At 44.5% G+C, this 24,760-nt stretch carries 22 protein-coding genes and 1 riboswitch; of the genes, 11 read left to right on the top strand and 11 right to left on the bottom strand.

Annotation, left to right across the window (positions count from 1 at the left end; translation table 11 throughout):
- Positions 1 to 3: 3 nt before the first annotated feature.
- Entirely contained in the window at positions 4 to 669 is a 666-nt protein-coding gene (locus L1271_RS19575; protein ID WP_235368596.1) for a response regulator transcription factor, read from the bottom strand.
- Positions 670 to 766: 97 nt separating this feature from the next.
- Entirely contained in the window at positions 767 to 3,049 is a 2,283-nt protein-coding gene (locus L1271_RS19570; RefSeq protein WP_235368595.1) for a TonB-dependent receptor, read from the bottom strand.
- A 248-nt stretch (positions 3,050 to 3,297) separates the two neighbouring features.
- On the opposite strand from L1271_RS19570, the gene L1271_RS19565 reads away from it, so the two are divergent.
- The 6 genes from L1271_RS19565 to L1271_RS19540 all read left to right on the top strand — a co-directional run bounded on the left by L1271_RS19565 (position 3,298) and on the right by L1271_RS19540 (position 10,172).
- A complete protein-coding gene (locus L1271_RS19565) occupies positions 3,298 to 4,602 on the top strand; it encodes a GntP family permease (RefSeq protein ID WP_235368594.1) in 1,305 nt (434 codons plus the stop codon).
- Positions 4,603 to 4,617: 15 nt separating this feature from the next.
- Positions 4,618 to 5,796: an E22 family MetX-like putative esterase gene (locus L1271_RS19560; RefSeq protein ID WP_235368593.1), complete on the top strand. Its 1,179-nt coding sequence runs from the start codon at positions 4,618 to 4,620 to the stop codon at positions 5,794 to 5,796.
- 13 nt (positions 5,797 to 5,809) lie between these two features.
- On the top strand, positions 5,810 to 6,565 hold the full coding sequence (locus L1271_RS19555; RefSeq protein WP_235368592.1) for a 3-hydroxybutyrate dehydrogenase: 756 nt from the start codon (positions 5,810 to 5,812) through the stop codon (positions 6,563 to 6,565).
- Between the two features lie 8 nt (positions 6,566 to 6,573).
- Positions 6,574 to 7,278, top strand: coding sequence for a CoA transferase subunit A (locus tag L1271_RS19550; RefSeq protein ID WP_235368591.1), 705 nt, complete (start codon positions 6,574 to 6,576; stop codon positions 7,276 to 7,278).
- A complete protein-coding gene (locus L1271_RS19545; protein WP_235368590.1) occupies positions 7,278 to 7,937 on the top strand; it encodes a 3-oxoacid CoA-transferase subunit B in 660 nt (219 codons plus the stop codon). Before L1271_RS19550 ends, L1271_RS19545 begins: the two co-directional genes overlap by 1 nt.
- A gap of 279 nt (positions 7,938 to 8,216) precedes the next feature.
- Positions 8,217 to 10,172: an LTA synthase family protein gene (locus tag L1271_RS19540; protein ID WP_235368589.1), complete on the top strand. Its 1,956-nt coding sequence runs from the start codon at positions 8,217 to 8,219 to the stop codon at positions 10,170 to 10,172.
- Between the two features lie 168 nt (positions 10,173 to 10,340).
- On the opposite strand, the gene L1271_RS19535 is transcribed toward L1271_RS19540, so the two are convergent.
- Entirely contained in the window at positions 10,341 to 10,988 is a 648-nt protein-coding gene (locus L1271_RS19535) for a DUF2959 domain-containing protein (RefSeq protein WP_010607751.1), read from the bottom strand.
- Positions 10,989 to 11,124: 136 nt separating this feature from the next.
- Between L1271_RS19535 and L1271_RS19530 the strand changes: the two genes are divergently transcribed.
- From L1271_RS19530 to dtd, 3 genes are read left to right on the top strand one after another with little or no spacing between them, the layout of a single operon-like run.
- Positions 11,125 to 12,027 carry a virulence factor BrkB family protein gene (locus L1271_RS19530; protein WP_442793313.1) on the top strand — a complete coding sequence of 301 codons (903 nt, stop codon included), beginning with the start codon at positions 11,125 to 11,127 and terminating at the stop codon, positions 12,025 to 12,027.
- Positions 12,028 to 12,069: 42 nt separating this feature from the next.
- On the top strand, positions 12,070 to 13,014 hold the full coding sequence (locus L1271_RS19525) for an alpha/beta fold hydrolase (protein WP_102055905.1): 945 nt from the start codon (positions 12,070 to 12,072) through the stop codon (positions 13,012 to 13,014).
- 19 nt (positions 13,015 to 13,033) lie between these two features.
- On the top strand, positions 13,034 to 13,474 hold the full coding sequence (dtd, locus tag L1271_RS19520) for a D-aminoacyl-tRNA deacylase (RefSeq protein ID WP_010607754.1): 441 nt from the start codon (positions 13,034 to 13,036) through the stop codon (positions 13,472 to 13,474).
- A 32-nt stretch (positions 13,475 to 13,506) separates the two neighbouring features.
- Here dtd and L1271_RS19515 read toward each other — a convergent pair whose 3' ends face one another.
- A complete protein-coding gene (locus tag L1271_RS19515) occupies positions 13,507 to 14,196 on the bottom strand; it encodes a spermidine synthase (RefSeq protein ID WP_010607755.1) in 690 nt (229 codons plus the stop codon).
- A gap of 173 nt (positions 14,197 to 14,369) precedes the next feature.
- Between L1271_RS19515 and L1271_RS19510 the strand changes: the two genes are divergently transcribed.
- Entirely contained in the window at positions 14,370 to 15,269 is a 900-nt protein-coding gene (locus L1271_RS19510) for a bifunctional GNAT family N-acetyltransferase/hotdog fold thioesterase (RefSeq protein WP_010607756.1), read from the top strand.
- 73 nt (positions 15,270 to 15,342) lie between these two features.
- Here L1271_RS19510 and L1271_RS19505 read toward each other — a convergent pair whose 3' ends face one another.
- The 5 genes from L1271_RS19505 to dapA all read right to left on the bottom strand — a co-directional run bounded on the left by L1271_RS19505 (position 15,343) and on the right by dapA (position 20,534).
- A complete protein-coding gene (locus tag L1271_RS19505) occupies positions 15,343 to 16,365 on the bottom strand; it encodes a phospholipase A (protein WP_235368588.1) in 1,023 nt (340 codons plus the stop codon).
- 213 nt (positions 16,366 to 16,578) lie between these two features.
- On the bottom strand, positions 16,579 to 17,691 hold the full coding sequence (locus L1271_RS19500) for a succinylglutamate desuccinylase/aspartoacylase family protein (RefSeq protein ID WP_235368587.1): 1,113 nt from the start codon (positions 17,689 to 17,691) through the stop codon (positions 16,579 to 16,581).
- 2 nt (positions 17,692 to 17,693) lie between these two features.
- A complete protein-coding gene (locus L1271_RS19495) occupies positions 17,694 to 18,899 on the bottom strand; it encodes a PLP-dependent decarboxylase (protein ID WP_235368586.1) in 1,206 nt (401 codons plus the stop codon).
- Positions 18,899 to 19,639 carry a 2,3,4,5-tetrahydropyridine-2,6-dicarboxylate N-succinyltransferase gene (locus tag L1271_RS19490; RefSeq protein ID WP_235368585.1) on the bottom strand — a complete coding sequence of 247 codons (741 nt, stop codon included), beginning with the start codon at positions 19,637 to 19,639 and terminating at the stop codon, positions 18,899 to 18,901. The genes L1271_RS19495 and L1271_RS19490 overlap by 1 nt, the downstream gene beginning before the upstream one ends.
- Positions 19,640 to 19,649: 10 nt before the next feature.
- On the bottom strand, positions 19,650 to 20,534 hold the full coding sequence (dapA, locus tag L1271_RS19485) for a 4-hydroxy-tetrahydrodipicolinate synthase (RefSeq protein WP_235368584.1): 885 nt from the start codon (positions 20,532 to 20,534) through the stop codon (positions 19,650 to 19,652).
- Between the two features lie 115 nt (positions 20,535 to 20,649).
- Positions 20,650 to 20,828: riboswitch (Lysine riboswitch) on the bottom strand.
- A 142-nt stretch (positions 20,829 to 20,970) separates the two neighbouring features.
- Between dapA and L1271_RS19480 the strand changes: the two genes are divergently transcribed.
- Complete coding sequence (locus tag L1271_RS19480; protein WP_235368583.1) at positions 20,971 to 22,698, top strand: response regulator; 1,728 nt, start codon at positions 20,971 to 20,973, stop codon at positions 22,696 to 22,698.
- Here the strand turns inward: L1271_RS19480 and L1271_RS19475 are convergent.
- Together L1271_RS19475 and L1271_RS19470 are read right to left on the bottom strand one after the other, a co-directional pair.
- Positions 22,684 to 23,301: a hypothetical protein gene (locus L1271_RS19475; protein WP_010607762.1), complete on the bottom strand. Its 618-nt coding sequence runs from the start codon at positions 23,299 to 23,301 to the stop codon at positions 22,684 to 22,686. The two genes, L1271_RS19480 and L1271_RS19475, sit on opposite strands and share 15 nt — an antisense overlap.
- A 159-nt stretch (positions 23,302 to 23,460) precedes the next feature.
- Positions 23,461 to 24,336, bottom strand: coding sequence for a TraB/GumN family protein (locus L1271_RS19470; protein ID WP_102055911.1), 876 nt, complete (start codon positions 24,334 to 24,336; stop codon positions 23,461 to 23,463).
- Positions 24,337 to 24,760 lie beyond the last annotated feature (424 nt).

Genomic DNA, 24,760 nt, shown 5'->3' with positions numbered 1-24,760 from the left:
TGTTTATGTGCTCGCTTCATCGTCGAGATGCACATCCGTAGCCAGCTGATTAAAGAGGATCCCAGCTTGGGTGCGGTTATACACATTGAGCTTTTTTAAAATAGCTGAAACATGCTGTTTGATGGTGGTCTCTTGAATCGACATTGCATACGCAATCTGCTTATTCAAAAGGCCGTCGGCAATCATGGTTAATACTCGATATTGCTGGGGAGTTAGCTTTTCTAAATTACGCGCAAATTGCGCTTGTTCGCTGTCATTTTCAGGCGCGATATCCACGATTTCGGGTAACCAAGTTTCTCCTTCAATAACGAGCTTGATGGCATCACTGATCACCTCTAGTGAGGAAGACTTGGGAATATAAGCGCTTGCCCCGAGGGCAATGCATTGGCTAATAACGGCTGCCGATTCGTTGGCTGAAACCATGATCACTAATATGTCTGGGTATTGATTTCTTAACCGGGCAAGACCTTCGAGACCTTTCGCGCCAGGAATAGATAAGTCCAAAAATACTAGCTCTGTTTCAGGATGCGCGAGCAACATCTCGAATAAGCTGTCTAAGGTACTGGCTTCTTTGATAGGGTCATGACCAATCGCTTGTGCAGCGGCTTGTTTGAGTGCGCTGCGAAATAATGGGTGGTCATCAGCGATAATTGCTTGCACCTGAGGCATCCTTAACTAACTCCTAGTATCCGTTGTTATAGGGTATTTCCAAAACTACATCAAGTGATTGAGATAGCGAGGCTCCCTTGCAGCCTCGCTTTCGGTGCTAAAAACGATAACCCACGGTAAGCGAAACGGTTCTTGGGTCGCCAAAGTAGCCTATCAAAGTATTATCACCACCAAGCCCCGGCGTGTACTTACTCACATTACTCGGATCGCTCGGGTCTGGTGTCACGAACTGATAGCCTCCTATCATATATTCTTTATCGGTCAGGTTTTTCCCATGAAGACCAACACGCCAATTGCCGTCTGTGCTATACCAATTAATACTCAGGTTGACTAAACCATAGCTATCCTGCGTCAGTAGGCTATCTTCCTCAAATAAGACATAATCACCACGATGGTAGTAGCTGGCATTGAATACCCAATCGCCAATATCACTGTAGAGTTTGTATGTCGCCCCAAGGTTAAAAGTTAAATCAGGGGTGTTAGAAATACTAAAGCGGTCTGATTTGTCAAATGTCGCGCCTGTGTCTGGGTTAGTGTCGAGTACCTCTTCGAAGTCGCTGTCTATATATCCTATTGCGGCGTCAAAACTCAGCGCCTCTGTAGCGACATAGCTCAGCTCGGCTTCAATACCATTTGCTGTAGACTTACCAATGTTGCCAAGTCGTTGGTTTAGATCGGCAGAAGTTGCACCGGGCAATACGGAAATATATTGGCGGTCTTTGTGATCTAACGTGAATAGCGTGATATTGGCTCTTAGATTATCGTTCCACTCGCTTTTCATTCCGATTTCGAATGAATCTACGATTTCAGGGTCTGCAGCAGGCTCTGCGGTGCTGGCTCTGGGGTTGAAGGTGCCGGATTTAAATCCTTGAGCATAGCTGGCAAAGAACATAATATCGCGGTTGTATTGATATTCCACTCCCACTCTTGGTGTAAACCGTGACCAATCTTCTTCATCGTCAAGCACTGACGGTACGAGTTCACCAGCAGGGCGTGTATAACCTGGGATCCAATTTGATTCGGGATACACGACATCAAAGACCAAACCATTGCTGACTTGTGCCTCTTTGCTGTCTTTAGTATAACGAGCGCCCAATGTGAGCGACCACTGCTCTGCTAAATCAATGGTGCCTTGAATGTACGCGGCTTTACTATTTGAGTTGTTACAACCACTGACTTCTCGCGTAAGACCAGGAGCGCCCAAGCTTTGTCCTAACACTTCCAAAATTGCTTGGAATTGACCGCATGATTCGCCATCGTAATAATATAGACCTGAGACAAATTTATAGCCGTTACCTGCATGGCTTAGCTGTATCTCATGCGTGGTTTGCTCGTCATCATAAATGGCGGGTACATCAAAGATCCGTAATGGCGTATTATCAAAGTCGATATTGGTCGGAGAGTAACTATCTCGGCTAGCACCAATGTATTTTATCGTGGTGGCGTCAGAAAGATCCCAGCGAGCGGTCAAACTATATCCCTCAAGCTCGACTTTATTCCAAGTTGGCATACTGGTGTAAGAATCAAATACGCTGTCGGGCACGGGGGCGTCAGTCAGTAAGCTCGGCAACAAGCGATAACCCCCTTTAGAGTTGGAGTCATCGTCGGTTTTATCCCATGCTAACCGGAAGAACAAATCGTCGCTTGGACGATATTCCAAAGTTAACCGCGCAGCTTGAATTTCTTTATTGTAGTTTTCCTTGTCTTGGCCGGGTAGCGTTGAAACCTTGAACTCGCCAAAACCATCTCGATTCAAAGTAGCAAAGCCATAACCTAGATAGAGCGTGTCTTCCACGAGCGGCAATTGACCTGTGATCTTAAGATCGCGTTGATTATAACTACCAACCGTTCCCTCCACGTTAAATGTCGCATCGCCAGACATTTCCTTAGTGACATATTTTATTGCACCACCAATGGTGTTTTTGCCATATAGCGTTCCTTGCGGTCCACGTAGTACTTCAATCTGTTGTACATCAAGGAGGTCGAGTACGGCCCCTTGCGGCCTTGCTAAATAAATGTCATCGACGTAAATGCCGACACCAGGTTCATAACCCCATAATGGGTCTTGTTGCCCGACACCACGAATAAAGGCAGTGAGGGTAGAGTTAGTGCCTCGGCTAGCTTGAAGTGTGGTATTGGGTGAAAACTGCTGGACTTCAGAGAGTATCGAAATGCCATTTTCGAGTAGATCGGTTTCACCGATAGAAGTCACTGCAACTGGAACGGTTTGAAGGTTTTCTACCGTCTTACGCGCCGTGACTTCAATGCGTTCTAGCTTGCCTTCTGATTGTGTTGCTTGTTCTGCTGCCGCTGGGCTGACTTGAGTTGCGAGTGTAATAGCCAACGCGATAGCTGAATATCTAGGTTGGTAAATGTTCATCCTGTGGTCCCTATTATTGTCATTTTGGGTGCTTGTTGTCACACCGAAGCATAGGGGAGTTGTAAAGTTTTTCTATTAGTACCTTAGTACTAATGCCTTGATACGCTAGGATTAACACGGGGTGTAGGGCTTCTATAACCTTAGTACTATGGTTTTTATTGTGCTTGCACGCCACACTGATATTCATCAACAGCATGCCCAACACATCAATTTATAATGGGCATTAATAACAATAAAAGGAAGCCCTTATGCTCAGTATGCTTGGACTGGCAGGGGGACTTGGCCTGCTTATTTGGCTAACTCTCCGTGGCGTAAACTTGTTTATCGCAGCTCCACTGTGCGCTTTATTGGTCGCATTAACGAGTGGCGTTGCGCTATTTCCCACAGAAGCTGTAGAAAGCAGCTTTCTTACACTCTATATGGATGGCTTTGCTGGCTTTTTGAGTGCTTGGTTTTTCATGTTTTTGCTTGGCTCCTTGTTCGGTAAGTTCATGGAAAACAGTGGTGCTGCCGACAGCGTGGCACGTTATATTGTCGACAAGTTAGGTATGAAACATGCGGTATTAGCGGTGGTGATTGCCTGTGCGGTACTAACGTATGGCGGCGTCAGTGTTTTTATTGTGGCTTTCTCTGTTTATCCTATGGCGCTTAGCTTATTTAAAGATGCCAATTTACCAAGGCGCTTTATTCCCGCAACTCTGGCCTTCGGCTCGGTCACCTTTACCATGACTTCGGCAGGCTCTCCTGAAATCCAAAACTGGATCCCAATAAAATATTTAGGCACTTCGCCTTATGCAGCTTGGGAAGTCAGTCTAGTGGTTGCCACGTTTATGGCTATTACGGGCTATTGGTGGTTGAAAAAGATGATAGCCAAAGCGGTGGCAAATGGTGAGCACTTTGAAGCGAAAGAAGACGACCCTGAAATCCATGAACGTAACTATCCTCATCCAATCACTGGCGTACTGCCTCTAATCGTGGTGTTGATTTTATCTTTTACACTTCATGATGTGCTGCAGCAAAGTGCACTCATTGTAGCTCTACTTGGCGGTGTACTCAGTATTGTCGCGATTAACTTTAAGCATTTTCATAACATGGGGGCCGCGATTAACTTAGGCACAACTGGGGCGCTAGTTGCTATCGGTAATACCAGTGCGGTAGTGGGTTTTGGTGCGGTAGCAAAAAACACCGAGGCATTTCAATTAGCGGTCGAGATGATGACACAGATGCCCGGTAATGAGCTACTTGGCGCCGCTGTGGCGGTAAGTGTAATAGCCGGTTTAACTGGTTCGGCATCCGGTGGGCAAGCTATTGCGTTACCCTTAGTGGCACCGCACTACATTGATGCGGGTGTCAATCCAGAACAATTACATCGTGTTGTGGCAATTAGCTCAGGCGCTTTGGATACCTTACCGCACAATGGTTATGTGGTCACAACAATTCGCGCCATCTGTAAAGAAACACATCAACGAGCATATTGGTCCATGGCAGCGTTAACTGCGGTCGTGCCGCTGGTGGGCGTTGCCCTCGCATTAACCCTATTCATCCTATTTTAACGGAGTGATACAGCAATGAAGCGGATTTTCCTGTTACTTTTGTTCGTTGCCAGCAATATTGTCTATGGCAGTGAGACAAACAAACCTATGCTGGTTGAAAAGCGGGCATTTACACTCGCGCATTTTACTACGGAGTCTGGAGCCAACATTCCTGACGTTAAGGTCGGCTGGGAAAGCTATGGCAAATTAAATGCTGACAAAAGCAATGTAATTTTGATCACGCATTTCTTTTCTGGCACATCTCACGCTGCGGGTAAGTATCGAGAGTCTGACGTATTGGCAGGTTACTGGGATGCCATTATCGGCCCGGGTAAAGCGATAGATACTAACAAGTACTTTGTGATAAGCGCAGATACTTTGGTCAATGCAAACTGGCATAGTAAAGATGTGATCACGACGGGCCCGGCGTCTATTAATCCGAAAACAGGCAAACCTTACGGCTTGGATTTTCCCGTGGTGACTATCGGTGATTTTGTTGAAGTGCAAAAGCAACTACTGGATAGCTTAGGTATCGACAAACTACATGCGGTGATGGGCGCGTCTATGGGGTCTTTCCAAGCGTTAGAATGGTCGGTGCGCTATCCCGAAAAAGTGTCACGTTTAATTCATGTGATTGGCGCGGCAAAGATGGATGCTTGGACCGTTGCGGCGTTAGAGAAATGGGCTTTACCTATCCGACTTGATCCAAATTGGCAGGGCGGGGACTACTACGACGGGGAAAGGCCGCTTGCTGGACTCACGGCCACGATGCTTAATATTACTCAAGACGCGATGCACCCCGCTATTTACAACGCCAGTTTTCCAGACTTTATTGTGCTTGATCCCAAAGCAAAACAAGATATTCGTCAGCTTCCTAAACTCAGCCAAACGCTAGCCACACGCGCACGAGAGAGGGCCGAAACGCAAGATGCGAATTCTATCTTGTATTTAGTCCGCGCCTCGCAATTATACACCGCAGGCATGCAAGGTAATTTTGATAGCGCTATCGATAAAATCACAGCAAAGGTTTTGTTGATGCCTGCAAGCAATGACTTGTTATTAAGGCCTGAGCCCATTCGTAAGTTAGCAGAAACCCTTAAAGCCAAGAATAAAGACGTGCAAATTACAGAGATAGAAGGCGTTTGGGGGCATTTAGACGGTATTTTTTCAATTCAATCACAGGCTGACACCATTGCTCAGTTCTTAGCAAAATAATCAAGGAGTGACGATGAAGACGGCGTTGATCACAGGGGCTGCAAGTGGCATTGGTCGCTATATCGCGATGGCCCTGAGCAAACAAGGTTACAGCTTATTGCTCGTAGATTTGAACTTAGCGCAAGCACAGACGGTAGCCGAGTCTATCGTCTGTGACGGAGGAAATGCACAAGCGTTTGCACTCAATATCGCTAATAAGCAAGACATCGCTGACTTTATCCGTCAGCACGATAACATTGATGTGCTTATCAATAACGCAGGCGTGCAACATGTTGAAGCACTAGAGCATTATCCAGAAGATAAATGGCAATTGCTGCAAGACGTGATGCTAACAGGCCCGGCCATGTTGTGTAAGGCGGTATTGCCGCATATGCGTAAAGGAGGCTTTGGTCGCATCGTCAATATTGGTTCTATCCATGCTCTAGTTGCTTCTAAATATAAGTCTGCTTATGTCGCTGCAAAACATGGGTTAATGGGATTTGGCAAAGTATTGGCGCTGGAAACCGCAGACTGCGATATCACCGTGAACACCATTTGCCCCGCTTATGTAAAAACCCCATTGGTAGAAGAGCAAATTACCGCGCAAGCGAAACAGCATGGGATCAGCGAAGATGAAGTGATAAACAATATCATGTTGGCGCCAATGCCGAAAAAGGCCTTTATAGGGTTGGATGAGATTGCTCATGCCGTCAATTTTTTACTCGCAAATGAGTCACGCAACATTACTGGTCAAGCCATAGTGCTGGACGGCGGCTGGACAGTGCAATAGGAGGAATGATGGCTGGATTTGATAAGGTAGTCGTAAGCTACGAAGAAGCAATGGCAGGACTGTGTGATGGCATGACCGTGATTGCAGGGGGCTTTGGTTTGTGTGGGATCCCTGAAGGTTTGATAAGCCAAATACGCCACTCGGGCACAAAGGACTTAACCGTGGTTTCTAATAACTGCGGAGTAGACGGGTTTGGTTTAGGGATTTTGCTTGAGGATAAGCAGATCCGCAAAATGGTGGCTTCTTATGTGGGGGAAAACGCCTTGTTTGAGCAGCAGTTATTGAGCGGTGGATTGGAAGTTGAATTAACTCCACAAGGGACACTTGCAGAAAAGATGCGCGCAGGTGGAGCTGGGATCCCCGCTTTTTACACCGCAACAGGCGTTGGTACACCCGTCGCTGAGGGTAAAGAGGTAAAAACGTTTGGTGATAGAGAATATATTTTAGAGCCGAGTATTACGGGAGACTTTGCCATTGTAAAAGCGTGGAAAGCAGACCGTTTTGGCAACTGTATTTATCGCCACACCGCCATGAACTTTAACCCGATGGCCGCAACAGCTGGAAAAATTACTGTCGTTGAAGTGGAAGAAATAGTTGAGCCCGGCGAAATCGAGCCGAGCCAAATTCATACCCCCGGAATTTATATCGACAGAGTGATTCTAGGACAGTTCGAAAAACGCATCGAAAAACGTACTGTGAAGGAGCAAGCATAGTGGCACTAACCAGAGAGCAAATGGCCATGCGAGTGGCACAGGAATTAAGAGATGGGTTTTATGTCAACCTTGGCATTGGGATCCCCACGCTGGTGGCCAATTATGTGCCACAGGGCATGGATGTGATGCTGCAATCGGAAAACGGCTTATTAGGCATGGGCGCTTATCCAACTGAACAGGAAGTGGATGCGGATATGATCAACGCGGGTAAGGAAACCGTTACGGCCCGTACAGGAGCTGCCATTTTTAGTTCGGCAGAAAGCTTTGCAATGATCCGTGGCGGTCATGTGGACCTGACAGTGCTTGGCGCTTTTGAAGTAGATCAGCACGGTAATCTTGCCAGCTGGATGATCCCAGGTAAGCTTATCAAGGGCATGGGTGGCGCGATGGATCTTGTCGCTGGGGCTAAAAATATAATTTGTACCATGACGCATGCGAATAAACAAGGCGAGTCCAAGCTACTACAGCACTGCAGTTTACCGCTCACCGGCGTAAACTGTATCAATAAGATAGTAACCGATCTTGCGCTGCTTGAAGTCAAAGGTGGTGCGTTTCATTTACTTGAGCGAGCTCCCGGTGTTAGCATCGCGGAAATACAAGCCAAAACCGCTGGTATATTGATTTGCCCAGATGACGTACCGGAGATGGCGTTTAGCTAGGATTGCACTAAAGCTGAGTTACCACGCTATGCACGCAGCTGGCTGTAACGCGAGCTGCGCTACATTTGTTATTCTACGCTGCTGTCACAAGGTGGCTTGTAACCAAAATTTCTTCTCAGTTATCTAAAAATCCTATTTTTCCTTAATTATCCTTCCCCATGCTATAGCTTCTCATCGTAGTCATAAAATTGTAAAAAATAGTAAACACTTACCTGTAAAGCCTCCCATATAAACCTTAAATTGGTACAATTGTTTATTACAATTTGCAAAGGACATTCAATGCAAGCTTCTTTTAGCGCACCAAAGGTGGGGCGGTGGTACCTTTTTATTACTGAGAGTTGGAAGATACTTTTATTATGGCTGAGTGGGGTATTTCTACTTATGTCATTTAGAGTTTTCTATCTCTTTAACTTTAAAGAAAAAGTATCGTATGATCTTACGGTTGGCCAACTGTTTGATGCCTTAGCTACCGGTTTTAAATTTGACTCCTCTGCTGCTGGAGTTTGTCTCGCTATTCCTTTTTTGCTGAATTGTTTCCTACAGCCTTTGCGATTAGATAATTGGGTTAGACGAGCACGTAATACGATAGGGCTAATCTATCTGAGTGTTTTTGTATTATTAGGAATCTGCGGGATAACTTATATCAGTGAGTATGGAACTCAATATAATTATTTTATGCTGGAAGGGTTATATGATGATCAGCAGGCCATACTGAGCACCGCGATTCAGCAGTATAAACCTTGGGGTAGTTTGTTGAGCATAGGTGTACTGCTAACTTGCGTGGTCGCATGGACTCGTTTTGTGGATAAGAGAAACTATCGCTTACTAATAAATATTTGTCCGAAGAGCAGAATCAAACAAGCAGTTATTTCGATATTGGTGTTTGTTATGTTCGTTTGCGCCGCTAGAGGTTCATTTGACTCCCGTCCTGCATCGAGAAAGTGGTCAGCTGTTACCACTGATCCATTTGTAAACAATTTAGTTATTAACCCATTTCGCAGTTTCTTTTACGCGATACAAGACTACGGTGAATTAAATCAGCTCACTACGTCAAGTACTAACCCTTATTTAGCCGATAAGCATGAGGTTGATGCTGCGCTGCTAAATAATGAGACTCGTAGTATGGGGCCCTTAATTCAAAAACCTTCTCGCATTTTTTACATTGTGATGGAAAGCTTTGATTCTTGGCCTCTGCAGGATAAATATAGGGATTTGGCGCTAACAGAAAATTTTCATCGACTAAAAGCAAAGGGTATTTACGTTGAACAAGCATTGCCTGCTGCATCAAGCACAATGAACTCATTATCCAGTCTAGTTACAGGGATTCCATTTAGTGGTATTAACATGAGCCGTCTCACGAGTAAGGCTCATACTTACTCGCTAATCCATTTGATGGAGGGGCAAGGCTATACATCACAATTTTTTTATGGTGGCTTATTGTCTTGGCAAACAGTAGGTGATTTTATGAGTAGGCATGGCGTCGATCATATTTATTCGGCGGCAAATGCAGGAGGTAAGGGCAGTGCCGGTGTATGGGGGGTTGATGATGGGCAGCTATTTGATCTCGTTAGTCAGTCAGTGCCAGAAAATAGCTTTAACTTGATTATGACTACTAGCTATCATGGTCCATTTAATTTGGATTTATCAGCTAGTGATTATCCTTGGAAAAATGGTGACTACCCTGCTCAGTTTCAGCGGATGGGTGATGAGGTGTTATCTGCTAACACTCTTGGACACTTATGGTATTCCGATCAAATGATGGGAAAGTTTGTAGATAATATGCAACGCAAATATCCTGACGCGCTATTTATCATTACGGGAGATCACTACAGCCGCCGCTATTTTCATGCTAAGCCTAACTTGTACGAACTTACTCACGTACCCATCCTTTTATTAGGTCAAGGGATTTCACCTAAATTAAGCAATCGAACAATTGCTTCACATATGGATATTACAGCTACAATTATGGACTTGATAGCAAGGCCCAACACATCATTTTCTAGTTTTGGCTATTCACTTGTTGGTTCTGAAGCACCAGAAAATGTTTTTGGTTATAAAACAATTCGAGATACGGAGCGAGTTTGGAAACAAGGTGATGGTGAGCAGTTTTATAGCTATCAGGTTAACCCCAAACTGGGTGATAAAAGTGTTGAGCAGCCAGCACCAGCCCTTGAATATCAAACTTATATGGCTGCTGCATGGCAATTACTAATGGGGAGTCCTGCACCTCATTAAACTACGACGCGGGCCAATATAGACTGTTAAATCCGAAGGCCATACTAATCTATTGATTAGTATGGCCTTTAATCGTATTCGTATAAGTGCAAATCACTATAGCAGTGAGGTATGTTTTTTGGGTGATACTATTTAGTCTTATTTATCACCAGTTAATGGCTAAGATACTCACGCGCTACGTGCATTCATCTCAGCAATAAACTTATTCGAATCTTCAATAGAGCGATTCATATCTGCGATTAGGGCGCTAATATCACGCTTTAACCCTGTAAACTCACCTTTAATAGCGCTTACCGCTTGTGCATTTAGGTTGTGCTTAAGGTACAGCACATTATCTTGTAGTGAGTCGAGCACGGGTTGCATTTTGGCTTCACTGCTGCGCATTGAGCGAAGTAAGCGTTCAAATTGGCGCTGTGTTTGACTTAATTGCTTAGCACTCTCACGTTTTAGGTTTGCACTCGAATATTGCTCAAGTTCATCTTGCCACTCGTCAAATAGCGCGTTTGCCACGTCTTCCACTTTGTCTATATTGCTACTTACTTCAGCAGCAGCGGCAAGGGATGATTGGTAGTCATCGTTAAGCAGGTTATAGGCTTCTTGTAACTCACCACCATTAAAATTAATTAACGTGGTGAGTCTTTCCAATGCCGATTGAAACTCTTTTTGTGATTCCTCTTGGGACTCCTTTGTTTCTTCGACACGATCAACCAATATCTCGCGTTTATGCACACCAAACTTTTCCATGGTGGCGTAATAGGCACTTTGGCAGCCAGTAACGAGTAAAAGTAACACTGCGCTTAAGGTGAGTTTCTTCATTTGCACTCCCGGGCTCTAGAAGGTCAATAATCAGTAAGTGGCCATGTGACCGTCGTTATATATTACTATTTAGCGCTATAAATTATGGCGGGGATTGTTATGATGTGTAAAGTGATCCATGAATATTAACTTGATTATGATGCAAAGAATAACCGAAATGAAGGTCGTAGCACTGCGATTCTTACATTCTCAGCCTAGCTGGTGGCGCCGCTATAGTAAGCGGTGTATTGAGGACCAGATCACGGTCAACGCGGGCTATTTAGCGTATGTCACACTGTTATCGTTGGTCCCCTTAGTTGCGGTGGGTGTAGCAATTTTTTCGGCGTTTCCTGGATTTGAAGATACGCGTTTTGCAATTGAAAACTTTGTGTTCAATAACTTTGTGCCAACATCGACGGACACCATTAAAGAGCACATCAGTGCGTTTACTGGCAACGCGAATAAGATGACAGCTGTGGGGGTGAGTTTTTTGGCCGTCGTGGCTTTATTACTTATTCGTAATGTTGACACCACGCTCAACCGAATTTGGCGAGTGAAGCAAAAACGTCCATTGATGATTTCGTTTGCGATTTATTGGATGGTGCTCACGCTTGGCCCTGTGCTATTGGGCGCGAGTATTGGTATGACATCTTATATCGTTTCTTTAGTGACATTTGCCGATCAAGGGATCCCAGGGTTTAGTGGTGCACTAATTAAGATGTTGCCCTATTTAATTTCTATGGTTGGCTTCATCATGCTCTATACTTTAGTACCAAATACCAGTGTGTCATTTCGAGCCGCGGTTCCGGGTGCTTTGTTTGCAGCTTTGTTATTCGAGCTAACGAAAAAAGGCTTTGCATTATACATTAGCCATTTTCCCTCATACGAAGTTATCTATGGGGCACTCGCAACAGTACCTATTCTTTTTGTTTGGGTATATTTATCTTGGATAGTGGTGTTGTTAGGTGCTGAGTTTACCGTGTGCTTAACCCAAGATATGGAAGCTGCAGGACTAGATGCAAGCTCGGAGTTTGACCCACCAGACGCGCAGGGACTTTAGCTTTTACCGATAACGGTTAGCTTAAGCCCCCAAGGGGGAGTTATGAGCTTATTGTATCAACATGGCGATGCATTACGTCGCTTTCATCTCGCGGTAGGTGAAGGACATCAATTGGGCATAGAGGAATATGGCTGCAGTGATGGCACACCACTTATCATGCTGCATGGTGGCCCAGGTCAGGGCCATTCTCGTAATGTGCTTGGTTATTTCAATCCGCAAAAATACCGCATCATCCTGTTTAGTCAGCGAGGCTGTGGCAACTCAACGCCTGCTGACTTTGGTAATATAAATACCGCGAACCTGCTGAAAGATATTCATTCCATTCGTGCGCATTTAGGGCTGCAAAAGGTTGTACTCGCCGGGGAGTCTTTCGGTGCCATGCTGGCACTGCTTTATGCTGAGCAACATCGTGAAGATGTCTTGGGGATGGTGTTGTGGTCGAGTTTTTTGGGCAATGAGGCGGATCTTCATTGGCTTTATGGTAGCCAAGGTGCCCCCGCACAAATTTATCCAGAGCAGTATCTTGCCTTTGCACAAGGTGCACAAACTGTGGAATCCTTGCTAGACCATTATCATTCGGCACTTTTTAGCGAGGATGAGTTACTCAAAAGAAAAGCGGCGCAGCGCTGGTGTGAGTGGGATAATCTGATCACAACGGATAGCGATACGCAAGGTATTAGGCTCTGCAAAGCAGACAAGCAGCTCAGTAAAGCACAGCATATGGTGCATTTTTTTAGTCACCAGTGCTTTATCAAAACACAGCAAATTACAGCAGATGCACATCAGCTCAATCACTTACCTATCTGGTTTATTCACAGTCGGCATGATTTAATGTGTCGGTACGCACCAGTTCATCAGTTAGCACAAAGCATTAAGGCGCAGTTGCTGATTTTAAATGGGGTTGGGCATTGTTGTGCTAACCCCGTTTATGCAGAAGCAATAAGGCGGGCGGCTGATCTATTACTGTGCAAAATTCAGCATCATTAGCAGTCACAAGAGGTAGGTAGTGCAAGGACTAATTCAAAGGGTCAGCGAAGCAAAGGTAGAAGTAGAAGGTAAGATTGTAGGTCAAATCGATCAGGGGATATTGTTACTATTAGGCGTTGAAAAGCCGGATACAGAGCAAACGGCGGATAAGTTACTGCACAAGGTAAGTAACTACCGTATTTTTACTGACGACAAGGGAAAAATGAATTTAAGTTTAAAAGACATTGAAGGTGAACTATTGGTTGTATCGCAATTCACCTTGGCGGCAGACACCAAAAAAGGCATGAGGCCAAGTTTTTCGAGCGCAGGAACACCTGAGCAAGCGAATACACTCTACGAATACTTTGTGGCTCAAGCTAAGGAAGCTGGCTTGAAAGTCGCGACGGGACAATTTGCTGCGGATATGAAGGTGAGTTTACTGAATGACGGCCCTGTGACTTTTAATTTTAGTGTTGAATAGTGATTTGACGAAAAAACTAGGGTCAGCCAGTGTTAGCGTTTAACCTCGATAATTATGTTGGCGTAGTCCGGCACTTTTTCGATAAAGGGCTTTTTACCAAAGTTGGTAATTAATAAGTGTTGAAGTTGCTTGAGCTGCGACTCATGCTCAGTTAAAAAGTTGATATACAGTCGGCCCCCATCATTAATAGCAGCTCTGAGTAGGCGATAAAACTGGTGCTGAAACAAGAAGATGGGGGGCTCAAGTTCGCTAAATAAATCGAGCACTATCCAATCGTAGCGTTTGCCTTGTTGCAACGCTTTAAATACATCAACACAATTAACATCGCACAAAGGGTCGCCCCCAAAGTAGCGTTTGTAACAATGGATCACATCTGGGTTGTTATCTATGGTGGTAATATGACAATTTGGATAAGTGGCATTGAGGTAATCACGGATTGCACCTGCGCCAAGACCCAGCTCCAGTACGCTGGTCGGCGGGGCGACTTGCTGCCAGCGACTCGCGAATGTTTTTAAATGAGGAAATAACAAGTGCTCCGGGTGGTTTAACTCCACAACGGATTGTAATGTGTTGTTTATCAGAAGCCATCTCAACGATTTCTCTTGCCGCACTTGGATGCTATTTCTGCCTTGTTTATGCCAATATAGCAAGTGTCCTAGTTGGTGGCTCCGGTCCACAAAATCGTTGCTGATAGTGCCTGAATGCGTAATAAATTCTCCCATGATAACATCATCATAGACGAGGATTTTGTGAATGCCAGCTTGTCCACCAGTTTTTACACTAAGGGATAAGTGTTTTGGCGCATTTTATTCCCTACACTGAGCTTATCTTGTAGGGTGTATCCGTACTAGATTCAAAGTCATTTAACAGGCTAATAACAAAACAGGAGTCAGTGATGTTTGAGGTAACTTCACCACAAAGCAGCGAAGATTGGCAAGCCTATTACCAGTTACGCTGGCAGGTGTTAAGAGCGCCATGGGATCAACCTCGTGGCAGCGAACAGGATGATTTAGAACAAGAAGCTGAACATCGCTACATTAAAAATAATGATGGTGAAGTGTTAGGCGTAGCTAGGCTCCATTTTAACAATCATAAGCAAGCACAAGTACGCTATATGGCCGTTGCAGAAGGGCATCGAGGTCATCACTTAGGTAGTCGTTTGCTACACGAGCTTGAGGTTATTGCGTGGACGCAAAAAGCAGAAGAGCTGGTTTTGTATGCTCGCGAGCGCGCGTTATCATTTTACGAACGTCATGGCTATCAAGTGGTTGAAAAGGCACACTTAGCCTATGGCGATGTGCAGCACTGGAAGATGGTAAAGCAACGACCTACAGAGCCGGGCTGGTTTAGGCAGCCAGATTGGACCCATGTATTACAAAATACTTGGCGCGAGTCTATTCCAATCAGTGATGCGATGGGGATTAAAGTAGAAAGCTATACAGATTGGCAGTTTTCCACTAAGGCTGATTTAAAAGCGAACCTCAATTTACACAACTCGATGTTTGCAGGTTCTATATATAGCATGGCGACGCTAACGGGCTGGGGGGCGACTTATTTAGCACTTAAAGAGCTTGGGTTAGAGGGAGATATTGTGTTGGCTGACGCCAATATTAAATATCTAAAACCTTTAACCACGGCACCAGCGGCAACGGTTACCATTGCGGACTGTGAAGGTGAATTGCAAGCGCTAGAGACGGCTGGCAAAGCAAAATATGTGGTGCCAGTGAATGTCTATGATGGTGACATGCTAGTTGCTAAATTTGAGGGACAGTTTGTGGTAATTAAACCGCAATAAGTAGAGAATTATTCTCAGCTTTCCAAACGAAAAAGCTCTGAGTTTTCAGAGCTTTTTTTGTATTCGAATGCGCTTAAAGAATATCAGTGAGTAGCACGCCAATACCGAGCCTTTGGGTATGTGTGTTATAGTCTATTAAGCTTTCGCCGTAGCCATTAAAGTATTGTGCGTAGCCGCGCAGCCTTCCCCAAATCGGGAATGACCAGTCTAATTGAATTGCACCGCGATTATCACTGTTTAAGTTATTGCGCCACATAAAGCCAAACTCATGCTCTTCGTGGCGATATACCCCACTAAACTCGAAGTGACCTAAGTACTCATCGATATTTGGATTGTCGTCTCCGCGTGGATCCAAGGCATCTTCTTTGTCGTCTTCGGGTAAGCGATACCAAGGTTTAAAGCTGAATACAAAGCCTCGGTTTTCCCAGATAAAATTCGCATAGATACGATTCCAAGAGCGGGAGTTTGGTTGACTGCGACCGTTAGATTGGTGGGAAATCCCAAGTACAAAGGCCATCTCATCGCCCCACAGCACGTTTTCATCATCTAAAAAGTTAATCCAAAAGATTTCTGGTTCATAGTTGGTTTCACGAAATGGCGAAGACACATCTTTGTTGTACAGCTGCCAATATGATTGCAGCGTAAAAGCAAAATAGATTGCCTGATCTTTATCCGAAAAATTTTTATAAATAGGCGCTTTTAACGAGATTTGGTATTTGGCTTCAAAGTTGTCGATTGGCTCGCCGTCTTCATCGTCAATGGCTTTTAGACCGTCGAATGGTCTGCTGTTGACGTTGGTCATATAAGAAACTGGCAAAATATAGTTACGCTTATGTGGTGTTAATACATTACGGTTTTTTTCCGTTACACGTTCACGCGCCATGCGTTTATCTAATTGGCTTAAGGTATTATCTGCATCAGCCTCGGCACATTCGGTACGGACCTGCTCTATGGTTTTATCTTTTTCTCCAGTTAACACCGCGTTTAGCACGCACTGTTTGACTAAATCGATTTCATCTTCCTGTTGGGCTTCTTGAGCGTAAAGTGGCAAGGTAAGCAAGGCCAAAGCCGGTATTGATAAGTGTGTAAGTTTCATCCTGTGTGCGCCGAGAGTAAGTACAATTGATTACATTATTAACCAATGATAATGAAAGGGAAATGAATCTCGAAGGTCAAAAATGTCAGAAAGAAAAATACGGTCGAATAAGAAAAAGGTGGCGGCTATCGCCGCCATACCTTAGTAAGCGTTAAGCTAAACAAGCAGAGCTTATTTGCTTTGACTTACTCTCACGCAATAAAAGTACTCAAGTTAAAGCGTTTCAACTTGAGTAAAAAACTTATAAAGCTCAGTACCTTGATTCACACTAGCAGAGGCAAAGTGCAAAATGGCGATGGCATCTTCGTCTAACTTGATCTCATTTAAGGGCGTTTCTGATAAATAGCGCTCCATTCTGAGAATTTTGGCGATGGTTTGACCCGCCTTGATATGCTCTCCAAGCTTTGCCGTATACTCCACCATGCCTCCCATTGGGGCATAAAAGGCGCGATAATTTTCTAGTCGACAGACGTAACGGGTGATGTCTTGTGGCATAAAGTGCGCATCTTGAAAGGCCTGTTTATGGTTCAAGTAGCTCAAAATGCTGTTAGCGTCATTCAATGCTTCCGCTAAATCAATCTTTTCTTGAGAGCCAAGTTCAACTGTAAACGCTTCGGTTAATACTGGGATCTCTCGGCCTATAGCCTGATAGGCTTGCTGCAAGTTCCACCATGGACAAAAACTGGCTTCATCCATTGCTCCATCAAAGTCACTTGGAATAAGTAACACATGTGGAATATCAAAATATCGAGCGCTGTTTTTTGCATACTCAGGACAATACAGGTGTTTTGCTGAAATTGGTCCCGTATGAAGGTCTAAAACAATGTCAGCCTCATGAGCTAGACGCTGTAAATTCAAGGCGATGCGCTTACCTGTCGTCAACCTATCTAAGGGCCCATCAAGTAGTGCCTGAGTACACTCAACTAATCGTTGGCGAAATTGCTGAGCGATTTCTGTTATTGATAGCGTCGGGTTTTGCTCCACAAACTCGGCAACCAACCCGGAATGGTTGATGTACATTCGATTCCAATTCGTGCCCGTAATTGGATCGAAACGCCCTAAGGTAAACTCACCAGATTTCTGATTACAACCAATCGGGTTTGCGTAAGGCACTAAGGTGATGTCCGCTTTTAATGACAATTGTTTCAACTGTTCCAGCAGTTGATAAATCACTGCATTACCTTGCACTTCAGCGCCATGCATATTCGCTTGAATATACACCTTAGGCCCACTGCCATCGCCTTTGATGCGATAGACTGGAATAGTCAAAGGCAAGCCGTTGGCAATTTCACCAACCTGAATATGTTGTTGTGTAATGGTATTCATGTTTACCTCAAATAACTTGAAGCGGGCTCTGCTTCACGGACACAGCTGATTTCTCCAGCTGAGATGATGTACTCTGCAGGGAGCTCATGACATAAAAAGAACGGCATACTTTCGGTGTAGCCGTAAGCGCCACACTGACTGAAAACAAGCCAATCGCCATCGGCACTGTCGCTTGGTAAGGCTAGGGTGCCTAATTTATCCAATGCTGTGCAAAGTGGGCCATGAATATGAAAGTCTATGGCCTCAGCTTGAGACTGGCGTAACAATTCAGCGGGGAAAGCTTGTCCGGTAACGGCCGGACGCAGCAGGTGATTGACACCGCCTGCGACAATCAGTTGTTGTGCACCGTAGTTTTGCTTTTGTTCCACCACAGGGTTGAGATAAAAACCACATTCGCCAACCGCATAGCGGCCTAACTCCATCCATAATTCTTGCACTTGCGTGGCGGATTTTATCAATGCGAGCGTGTCTAATAATTTCTGCCAATCGAGAGAAGGGCTTTGCCTATCATAGGGAATGCCAAGGCCGCCACCTAAGTCGAGCACCTTTAGAGTAATCCCTAAATCAGCAGCGAGCTGAACTAAAGGTGCAACCATAGCCTGCCAAAGTTCAGCGAGCGTATCACTGCAGAGCATATTGCCCCACTGGAAAATATGCAGTCCGACAAAGTCTAGGTAGGTGTAGTCACTTAAAGTTAGGGCTTGCCACTGCTCTGCGCCAAGACCAAAAGGAGTCAGCGTATTGCCACCAAGTGGATTGTGCTCTGCTTTATCAAAGCGTAACTGCACCCGCAGTAAAACTTCAAATTGAAGCTCAAACTCTTCGGCCACTTGATTTAACCAGCGTACTTGATTGTGACTTTCAGCCACGAAAATACGTACGCCTTGTGTGGCAAAATGACGGATCTGCTTTAGCGATTTGGCAGGACCTGTGTTGAGCACGCGTTCAGGTGCGATCCCTTGAGATAACACCTGATCAAGCTCGCCGCTAGATGCCACATCAAAGTTAAACCCAGCGTTATCTAGGGTTTGAATGATATGTGATAACGGATTCGCTTTTACGGCATACCAAAGCTTAACGATTTGCTGATCAACTAAGGGCTTAACATGTGCACTTAGGTTATCTAAATCGTAGCAAAAGAATGGCGTATCTTGTTGCTGGATCAATGCCTCAGCTGCAGTTCGCTGTGACGTGCTCAACCAAGTCATTAGCGTAGAACCTCTTCCAGCGCCAGTGATGCATCACTTTGTTCATCACGGTATTTTACGATAAGTGCGCATGACATACTTAATCCCTGCTCGCGTGCCCACTCAGTTGAGGCTGGACGAGAGCCTGGGATCACTATCGCGTTTTCAGGGATGGCTTCACCTTTGTCAAGCAAGTGCTCGTTCACGCAGTCATAGACAGGAATACTTGCTGAAAGGCGCACACCCGGTGCTAATACGGCACCGCGTTTAACAACAACCCCTTCAACCAATACACAGCCTGCACCAATAAAGGCATCGTCTTCAACAACAACAGGGCTTGCTCCAACTGGTTCTAATACACCACCCACTTGCACCGCTGCGCTAAGGTGCACATTTTTACCAATTTGCGCGCAAGAACCAACCAACGCATGACTATCTACCATAGTACCTGAATCAATATAGGCACCAATGTTGACATAAGCCGGTGGCATAATGATTGTGCCCGCTGCGACGTAAGCGCCACGTCTTACACTGCTTCCGCCTGGAACCATACGAACACCATCTTGGGCAGCAAATCCGCGTGGTGCTAAGTTATCCTTATCAACAAAACCACCTGGGAATTCCGTATTTACGCCATTTCTAAATGCCTCAAGGATCCCTTGTTTTACTTCTACGTTAGCATGCCAATGGCCTTGCTCATCCTGTGTTGCTGCACGTACTGTGCCATTTTCTAAATCGTTTAGTAGGGTTAACCAGCTCATGTTTACTGCCTTAATTCCAAGATAAAATCGTTTCGTTCGCGCGAGTGATCGCATCGGTATGGGTGAGTTCCAAATGTGTCAGTGGCGGGCGCAAGTTTGGACTTGTGAGCTTACCTTGCAAGTGCATTAACACTTTGACTGGAATGGGATTTGCCACTGCAAATAAGCTATTTGCAGCTTCTGACCAGGTGGTAAATAAATTAGGAGAGGTGCCGCTTAACGAGCGCCTTACAAATTCTGCGGTTTGCTGCGGCCATGCATTTGCCGCAACAGACACCAGACCCGTTGCACCTGCTTGTGCAAAGTAGGGCATAAGGCCATCGTCGCCGCTATAGATGGCGACATCAGGTGCTGCCTGACGAAATGCTTCAAAGGTGGCAATATCACCACTGGCTTCTTTTAGTGCCCACAGATTAGGGTGGCAAGCTAGTTCGCCGAGTAGGTCAGGGGCGATAGCAACGGCACTGCGACCAGGTACATTGTAGAGCATGCAAGGGTTATGGCTCTCATCGAGTAGCGTACTAAACCAATGTGCCAGACCAACTTTGCCGGGCTTTGCGTAGATTGGTGAGCCAAGTAAGAGCGCATGAATGGGCTGCGAATTACAAAAGCGCACCCATTGTGTTTGCTGCTCAAGATCACTGCCGCCAACGGCAACCATAAGTGGTACGCTTGGGGCGAGCTGGCAAACAAACTCAACGATTTGTTGCTGTTCTTGTTGGGTAAGCGCAAGGCCTTCGCCGGTACTGCCTAGTAAAAGAATACCGTTACGAGCTTGCTCTTGATCGCGTACAAGCGTCGTTAATGCGTTAAAATCAACCTGATTTTCAGCATCAAAAGGCGTTACTAAGGCCGTCCACAACGGATAGTCAGATAAGTTGAATTGTGATTTCATCTCTACCGAACTTAAATCATGTTCGGAGTTAGGAGGGTGTCCAAACTTCGAACTGTTAAAATTCGAAGAGCAATGGACTTAAAAAGGATAAGGCAGCCAATGGCCTTATTTTTCTAAGACCAGAAGCTCTCCACCAAGTATGTTGGTGACAGTCGCTGGGATTCAGCCCAGTCGCCCGAAATGAGTATTAGCAAACAATAACTCAATTTCTCGGCGTATATTCCCCTCACTAAGCTGCAACGGAGTTTGCTCTCCTTCACTTAGTTACCTGAATAACGCACCTCTTCCAGCCCTCAATTTGACGCCGTGGCATCAAACTATCTAAATAGGGTGAACGCGCATTGAAACATTTTGGCCGTCTAGGTGTCAAGCATCAGACTGTAAATAATACGATTGTTAACTACACTTAACATTGCCGCTGAGACAATGCTATGAGATGAAAAACAAAAATATGTCGTTAATAAGTAAAGTTAAAAATCGCTATATCGGGGCGTTACTAGCTATGGCTATATTGTTGTCGATGGCGATGGGGGTTATGCAATATCTACTGTATCAGCAGAGCCTAGATGCACACGTAATTAATATTGCGGGTATGCAGCGGATGTTGTCCCAACGTATCGCGCTATATAGTGCGCAAGACAATCAACGAGATAGTGAAGCGCTGCGTCAAGCCATTGATAAGTTTGAAAGTAATCATGAGTTTTTAACTAAAACAGAAAGTAGTGGAGAGGCTATTTATCTGAATGAGGCGCTTACAGCGCTTTACTACCAAGGGCCGGTGCAGTTGGATTTGCAAAGTACTACTTTTGTCACTTTATCAAGGTCTCGGTTACAGCAATCCACTCCTCAATTAATGGAGCAAATCTTTACTGCGTCTCAGCATATACTCCCAAACCTGAATGATGCCGTTTCACTATTCGAGCAGCATGCGCGAAGTAAAACAGAGATGGTGAGGAAAATAGAATTGTTAATCTGGCTACTTGGACTGTTGCTACTGTTTATAGAAGCGAAACTTGTATTTCGCCCAATGGCGCGAGAAATTGCTGAAGCACTCGATAAATTAGAGGCGGCAAGAAAGCTTGCTGACGATGCATTACACTCAAAATCACGATTTTTAGCACGCGTTAGTCACGAGCTAAGAACACCATTGCAGGCCATTCAGGGGTATTTAGATGAATATCTGAGGAGCAAAGACACGCAGCAATTACAGCATGTGAAAAGCGCAGCAAATCAATTGGATGTATTACTCTATTCGGTTCAAGACTTTAATAACCTTTCCGAGCAAGAAGTGGTTATTGAGCGTCATCAAGTCGCATTGCGAGAAGTAATAAAGTCAGCTTGTATCGCCTTTCAACTAACCGCACACAAGAAATCTCTCGCTTTTAATTTGGCATTGAGTAATGAGTTAGATGTGACTTGTTATTGTGATTGTAAGCGTGTTGGTTGGTTGATCAGTGAATTGGTTAATAATGCAATTAAATTTACTGAGCGTGGCAGCATTCAAGTATTTGCGGATTTGGTTATAGATGAAGATACACCATATTTAGAATTTGTCGTTGAAGATACTGGGCCTGGGTTCGACTATCAGCAGTTACGAGAAGCTGTGCATAGCGAGCATTTTCAAGGCACGCAGTTAGGGCTGAAGCGTTGCCAATTACTCACCTCAGCGCTTGGAGGACGATTAGATTTTAGTGCAAGGGAGCCAATCGGTACAAGAGCAATCCTGAGAGTCCCTATTGAAATTGACAATCAACAGGTACCGGCTCATACAATGGAGCAGGTGTCGGCTCGCATTTTACTGGTGGAAGATAATTTACTAAATGCACGCGTGATTGAAAAAATGCTTCAGCCCATAGCAAAATTGGTAACGCATGTCGAACATGGTGAAGGTGCCCTTGAAGTATATGAGGTGGGTAAGTTTGATATCGTGCTAATGGATTTGAATATGCCTGTGATGGATGGCTTTGAAGCCACTGAGCGTTTGAGAAAGCTAGATCCAGCTGTGCCTATTTTGGTCGTGACCGCAAATACCAATGCGGAGGATCTGGATAAGGTCTACGCACTTGGCGCAACGGCTCATTTGTATAAGCCGTTGCAACCGGATGTGCTGCATAGCAAAGTGGCGCTATTACTGAATAAGTGTGGAGACTTAGTCTCGTCTTAAACGAATATTTCCAACTCCGACTTCTGCATCGATGGAATACTGGCCTTGACCACGATAGTCTGTTGTCGAGCCAACCATACTCTTTTCGGAAGTTTCTACGTTGCCAAAACCTGACATTGCCGTTTTACCAACACCTGAATCTAAAGACACTTTTTTGAAATCGGTGGTGGTAGTCTCAATTTTAATTTTTCCTACGCCTACCTCTAAATCAGCAGAGTTATTAAGATCTTGAATATCAATTTTGCCAACACCAACCTCAACATCTAAAGCCAAATTAACAGGCACCTTAACTTGCCAAGATAGTTCATAATCATCCGAATTGATCTCAAGTGATAATTTATCCCCTGATGTGTTGCTGTTTAGGGTGGCCTCACTCACATCTGGTTTACCAAACCAACTGTCTGACTCTTTCGGTTCAACCAAAATTTCGACCTCTATGGTGTCGCCGTTGTAAGTTTGTAGGTCGATTTTACCTACGGCAATATCCACTTCTAACTCGGCTAGGCTATTGCTTGGGAATGATGCTGTAATGGTTTTTGAATCTTCTGCTTGTGCAGTCATTGCCGCTGCACTTAATGCTAAAACTAACGCTACCTTTTTCATTATTTTTTACCTTCAACGAGAGTGTTTGAAAGGTAAGTCGCACATAAAAATGAAAAGGTTTAAAAAGATTTTTATTTTTTTAGGGCGTGTTAATGGAAGTATCTGTTTAACACGCCTACAAAGTAAACTGCTTACCTCTTGGCAAGATAGCGCTGAGTGTTATAGTCGGGTGACTGAATAACCATTGTTTTTAAGCTGCTCAACAAGACCATATTTTTCAACAAGATGTAATGCACCAACGGCAATAAACGTTGATTCATTGGGGAGCTGCTTTTTAAGCATTTTCACCCAGTTATTATTGCGTTCAATGATCATCAATTGCTCGGCTAATTTGCCATATTTATCATCCGAAAAACTTACCTGATAGTAATGTGATAACTTCTCTAAATCGCCGCTTCGCCATGCGGAAACTAAATCCAAGAAGTAGGTGTTCAAATCAGACATCTGTGCAAATGTTTCCTTGAGCATAGCGTCACTATGAATACTCAGCTGACTGAACATTTCAAGTTGATATTCTAAGGTTTCAAATTCACCAATTGGGATCTTCTTTTCGTTTGCGTAGGCAATTACTTGTTTATCGATGCCATTGGTATCGGTAAATCCAAGCTTTTGATATTCCAGTTGTAGCATAGTTATCATCACGGCCCATGGCGCATAGCGTTCAAATAAGGCGATATCTATCTGCTTTTTGGAAAAGTAGTCTTGTAGCTTCTGATAGACTTCTGCAGAGAGCTGATCTTTTAGTGTTTGGTTGTTTTTTAACAGCATAAATGGCATGGAGCGCTGTTGGATCGCAAATGGAGAAAGCGCCTCTAAGTTCACTTCAACCATGACTCTATCACTACTCGCAATGGCGCTTTTTACCTTGGCTGGTAAACCATGCATTTGTTCGTCACCGACGTGGACGGTACCAAATAAGTACGACGTTTTGTTGTCCTTTTCTACTTTCCACAGGCCAACTTCTGCGTTGGCGAGATTACTGAAAAGGCTTAAGTAAAGATAAATAAATAACAATGGTGAAAATACTTTAACCATAGTAATGATCCCTGTTGGTTTTAAAAAGTCAGTCTGCGATATCGAAATGTGAATGTCACTAAAAAATGAAGTACGCTTGGGCGGTAGAAAAAATTTCATATGGGCAAATCGGGAAAGTAAATTTTTCGTTATATCGAAACTGAACCAATAGAAAATTCGCATTTTAAAATGTGTGGTTGTTTTAATTCTTTAGTTTGTGTTTTTTTGGTTTTTTTATGCGTTAAACTCGGGTTTTTAATTTTAAATAGCATAGTTTTTTGTGTTGACTTCAGTGTGCAAGGCGCGGTATTAATAGAAAAAGAGGCAGCACAGTGCTTACACTGAATGATTGCCAAGTTTAAATTTACGGAATTCAAGCAATGTTACTAACAGCAACTCTACTAGTCGTGATTATCAACGTGGTGATTATTATTACCGCGGGGGC

The sequence above is a fragment of the Pseudoalteromonas sp. OF5H-5 genome (genome assembly GCF_021530695.1).
Classification (GTDB): domain Bacteria; phylum Pseudomonadota; class Gammaproteobacteria; order Enterobacterales; family Alteromonadaceae; genus Pseudoalteromonas.
Note: the sequence above shows the minus strand (reverse complement) of the source record. Positions and strands in the feature narration are given on the sequence as shown.

Excerpts from the sequence above, each read along its gene's own strand:
- L1271_RS19575 (WP_235368596.1), bottom strand. The coding sequence starts at position 669 with ATGCCTCAGGTGCAAGCAATTATCGCTGATGACCACCCATTATTTCGC.
- L1271_RS19570 (WP_235368595.1), bottom strand. The coding sequence starts at position 3,049 with ATGAACATTTACCAACCTAGATATTCAGCTATCGCGTTGGCTATTACA.
- L1271_RS19565 (WP_235368594.1), top strand. The coding sequence starts at position 3,298 with ATGCTCAGTATGCTTGGACTGGCAGGGGGACTTGGCCTGCTTATTTGG.
- L1271_RS19560 (WP_235368593.1), top strand. The coding sequence starts at position 4,618 with ATGAAGCGGATTTTCCTGTTACTTTTGTTCGTTGCCAGCAATATTGTC.
- L1271_RS19555 (WP_235368592.1), top strand. The coding sequence starts at position 5,810 with ATGAAGACGGCGTTGATCACAGGGGCTGCAAGTGGCATTGGTCGCTAT.
- L1271_RS19550 (WP_235368591.1), top strand. The coding sequence starts at position 6,574 with ATGGCTGGATTTGATAAGGTAGTCGTAAGCTACGAAGAAGCAATGGCA.
- L1271_RS19540 (WP_235368589.1), top strand. The coding sequence starts at position 8,217 with ATGCAAGCTTCTTTTAGCGCACCAAAGGTGGGGCGGTGGTACCTTTTT.
- L1271_RS19535 (WP_010607751.1), bottom strand. The coding sequence starts at position 10,988 with ATGAAGAAACTCACCTTAAGCGCAGTGTTACTTTTACTCGTTACTGGC.
- L1271_RS19530 (WP_442793313.1), top strand. The coding sequence starts at position 11,125 with ATGATGCAAAGAATAACCGAAATGAAGGTCGTAGCACTGCGATTCTTA.
- L1271_RS19525 (WP_102055905.1), top strand. The coding sequence starts at position 12,070 with ATGAGCTTATTGTATCAACATGGCGATGCATTACGTCGCTTTCATCTC.
- L1271_RS19515 (WP_010607755.1), bottom strand. The coding sequence starts at position 14,196 with ATGGGAGAATTTATTACGCATTCAGGCACTATCAGCAACGATTTTGTG.
- L1271_RS19510 (WP_010607756.1), top strand. The coding sequence starts at position 14,370 with ATGTTTGAGGTAACTTCACCACAAAGCAGCGAAGATTGGCAAGCCTAT.
- L1271_RS19505 (WP_235368588.1), bottom strand. The coding sequence starts at position 16,365 with ATGAAACTTACACACTTATCAATACCGGCTTTGGCCTTGCTTACCTTG.
- L1271_RS19500 (WP_235368587.1), bottom strand. The coding sequence starts at position 17,691 with ATGAATACCATTACACAACAACATATTCAGGTTGGTGAAATTGCCAAC.
- L1271_RS19495 (WP_235368586.1), bottom strand. The coding sequence starts at position 18,899 with ATGACTTGGTTGAGCACGTCACAGCGAACTGCAGCTGAGGCATTGATC.
- L1271_RS19490 (WP_235368585.1), bottom strand. The coding sequence starts at position 19,639 with ATGAGCTGGTTAACCCTACTAAACGATTTAGAAAATGGCACAGTACGT.
- dapA (WP_235368584.1), bottom strand. The coding sequence starts at position 20,534 with ATGAAATCACAATTCAACTTATCTGACTATCCGTTGTGGACGGCCTTA.
- L1271_RS19480 (WP_235368583.1), top strand. The coding sequence starts at position 20,971 with ATGAAAAACAAAAATATGTCGTTAATAAGTAAAGTTAAAAATCGCTAT.
- L1271_RS19475 (WP_010607762.1), bottom strand. The coding sequence starts at position 23,301 with ATGAAAAAGGTAGCGTTAGTTTTAGCATTAAGTGCAGCGGCAATGACT.
- L1271_RS19470 (WP_102055911.1), bottom strand. The coding sequence starts at position 24,336 with ATGGTTAAAGTATTTTCACCATTGTTATTTATTTATCTTTACTTAAGC.